Annotated in this window: 3 protein-coding genes; all 3 read left to right on the top strand. The window is 30.0% G+C overall.

Translation table 11 applies throughout. The features are described from left to right. Positions 1–143 precede the first annotated feature (143 nt). The 3 genes from HGB55_RS14640 to HGB55_RS14630 all read left to right on the top strand — a co-directional run bounded on the left by HGB55_RS14640 (position 144) and on the right by HGB55_RS14630 (position 2,973). Positions 144–1,121 (top strand): HNH endonuclease, encoded by a 978-nt coding sequence (locus HGB55_RS14640; protein ID WP_211047407.1) that lies wholly within the window; start codon positions 144–146, stop codon positions 1,119–1,121. Between the two features lie 37 nt (positions 1,122–1,158). Further along, a complete protein-coding gene (locus HGB55_RS14635; RefSeq protein ID WP_168817765.1) occupies positions 1,159–1,782 on the top strand; it encodes a hypothetical protein in 624 nt (207 codons plus the stop codon). Between the two features lie 195 nt (positions 1,783–1,977). Then, positions 1,978–2,973 (top strand): steryl acetyl hydrolase, encoded by a 996-nt coding sequence (locus HGB55_RS14630; RefSeq protein WP_371807829.1) that lies wholly within the window; start codon positions 1,978–1,980, stop codon positions 2,971–2,973. Positions 2,974–3,227 lie beyond the last annotated feature (254 nt).

Raw genomic sequence — 3,227 nt, 5'->3', positions numbered from 1 at the left:
AACATTTTGTATAAGTAATGGCAGGCGATGTGCTAAATTTTAAGGTTTGTAGCCCGCTCAAACTGCGTAGCGGTTTGACAGGAAAGTGCCACGCAATCTGCCACTACTCATACAATTTACCGTTGTATGCCATTTGACCAAAAATGAGAGATTGGAGAAACATAATAGATGAATGGACTGAAAACAAAAGAGATAAATCAATAAATACTGATTTAAAAAACTTTTTTGAAAAAGCATTCCAAAACACATTAATTCCAGAAAAAAGTTGGTTCGGATTTCCGCCATCTAAAAATAGTCTTGGAATATTTTTTGGTAGAGTAATGTTAGTTGGAATGTTTCAAGACACAATTGAAATAATAATTGACGATGATATTTCCGAGAAAATTGGTTTTCCTACGAGAGTAGTTGGGAGTTCTAAATCAAACGGAGAATTACTATTTTGGATAACTACAAGTTCATCGAATATAAATAAACTAATTGAAAATGAGCTGATTTGGAAACATTACAAAGTTGCTTCTTTGAAAGTTGATAGTTACTCAAATATAAGTTGGGAAAGAAAAGATTGGCTCAATGGCAAGTTCAAACTTTCAGAAATATACAATCCAAGCAAAAAAATTGAACTGACAAACGAGGAGTATGAATTAACTTTTGAAACCGAGGTAAAAAATTCTCAACTCGACTCAAAAGAAAAACGAATAGAAAGACTTAAAAAAGCAAATAAAACAGCTCAAGAAACTTTCTCAACATCGAAAATTTACATACGGAATTCAGATGTAGTTTCAGAAGTTTTGGACAGAGCAAACGGAGTTTGTGAATATTGTGAAAATGAAGCACCTTTTATAAAAGATTCTAGTGGACTTGGATTTTTAGAAGTACATCACATAATTCCACTTTCAGAAAACGGATTGGATACAATTGAAAATTGTGTGGCATTATGTCCGAATTGCCATAGACACGCACATTACGGAAAGAAAACATTTGAACTGAATAAAATAAAAAAACGGCATACAACAATGGCTATAAGTAATTGCTTGTTCTCGCCTACTTCTGAAAATCCTCGCGGATTTTCAGTTTGGAGTGTACTTGCAAAGTTAAGTGCAAAACCACGCAACTACTCATAGCCGAGACCGTTGGCTGTAATAAAAAAATGAAAATTATATGAAAAGAATATTTTTATGGTTCTATGAGGGAAAATTCCTTTATCTCTCTTTAATTATTTTTATAATTGGAATAAACTTAGACAAAGTACCGAATGATTTTTTGCTGATTGATAGAATTAAAATATATGGATTAATTCTTCAATTAATTGGAGCTTCAACGATAATAATTTCATTAAAAAATAAATTGATTTTTTTCAAAGACTCTGGAATTATTCAATTTTTCCTTGAGTATTTTAAAAGATTTCCTTTTAAGAAAAAACAGAATATTGTAAATTTAAAAGGAACGATAACAGGAAGTTCAAAATTAAGTGGACGATTGAGCAAAACAATAGAACCATTAAAGAGTTTTGAGGAAATTACAGATTATTTTAACGGAGAAATAGAAAATCTGAAAAATGATATTTATTTAGTAAAAAAAGATTTCAACTTGAAAATAAACAGTCTGAATGAAAATATTGAGAATAACAAAAAGGAAATGAAAGGTAACTTGGAAAAAACTGAAAAATTAATTTCTGATTCAGCAGTTTCTGATATATGGCTTGAGTTATTTGGTGTTTTTACGATTTTAATAGGATTAATATTTGGAACGATTCCTGAAATAGTAAAATCATTTATATACTGATTAAAACTACAGCCAACACCTCATAAAATTTATGCTTACTTTTAAACTAAATAACGAACCGACAAACATTCAACTAACGATTTGCTACGTTCGAAAAATCTCCGATTTTACAGTCGCACAAATCTTATAAAAAACCGTTAGGGTTAATTAAAAAAACATTTCGTCTTCGAAAATCAACAATTCGGAAAGAAAAAAATTAAAGAGAAATTATCTAAAACTATATTTGAGTTAACAATCAAATCAATCCAAATGAACAAGACTTTTAGAATTTTAAAAAAGATAATTTTATATACTTTTTCAATATTAGTTCTTCTCTCAATAGTAGGTTATATTTATCTCTACAAACTTCCCAAAGGACCAGAAATTACAGAAAATGTCAAAATAAAAAATGGTCAAGATTCTTTTGTTATGTATGCATACAAGCAAAGCGAAAGAAAATCTATTAAAGTTTGGACATACAAACCTGAAAATTGGAAAAATGAAGATAAGATAGTTTTCGTTATGCACGGCGGCGGAAGAAATGCGGATGATTATCTTGACGCTTGGATTGACATTGCCAAAAAGAACAATTTATTAATAATAGCACCTGAATTTGAAAATAGGTTTTCAAAATATACAACTAATGACTATCAAGAAGGAAATTTATTCACTTTCTTCGGGACTCAAAACCCGAAAGAGGAATGGGCTTATACAGTTGTAGAAAATATATTTGACTATATCAAATCAATTAATAATATTACGAATAAAAATTATGACATCTTTGGACATTCTGCTGGTGGACAATTTGTTCATAGAATGATACTATTAATGCCCGAATCGAGAATTAGAACCGCTATTTCAGCTAATTCTGGATTTTATAGTTTACCAAAGGAAAATCTTGAATTTCCTTACGGTGTTAAAAATACAGGAATGGATTTAAAATCTGACTTACAGAAATCTTATAAAAAAAGATTGATTATTCTATTGGGAGAGTTAGATAATGACCCAAGTTTAGGAACTTTCAGAACAACTGATTTAGCGATGGAACAAGGAGCTCACAGATTAGAGCGCGGAACAAATTTTTATAACGTAAATAAGGAATTAAAAAACAAAAACAGTTGGATATTTAACTGGAAAATTGACACAATAGAAAATGTAGGTCACAATTATAAAAAGATGTCTGAAAGTTCAATTGAATGGATAAATAACTAACCCTAACACCGTATATAATTTATTGCTGGCTTCTTGCCTACTTACGAAAGTCCTCGCGGACTTTCTTGGTCAGTAATTATTTACTAAATTAGTTACTTAAACCACGCAACAAACCATATACAAACACGTTGTATTTAATATGATCAGCCTTTTGGGTTCCAAATAGACATTTTCGGACTCATTAAAGATAGGATTAAGTACAATTTTTAAAATACTAATGAAAGAGACATTTATGGAAGTTTCGACTCAAACTG

This window comes from Lutibacter sp. B1 (assembly GCF_012524075.1).
Taxonomy (GTDB): domain Bacteria; phylum Bacteroidota; class Bacteroidia; order Flavobacteriales; family Flavobacteriaceae; genus Lutibacter.
Note: the sequence above shows the minus strand (reverse complement) of the source record. Positions and strands in the feature narration are given on the sequence as shown.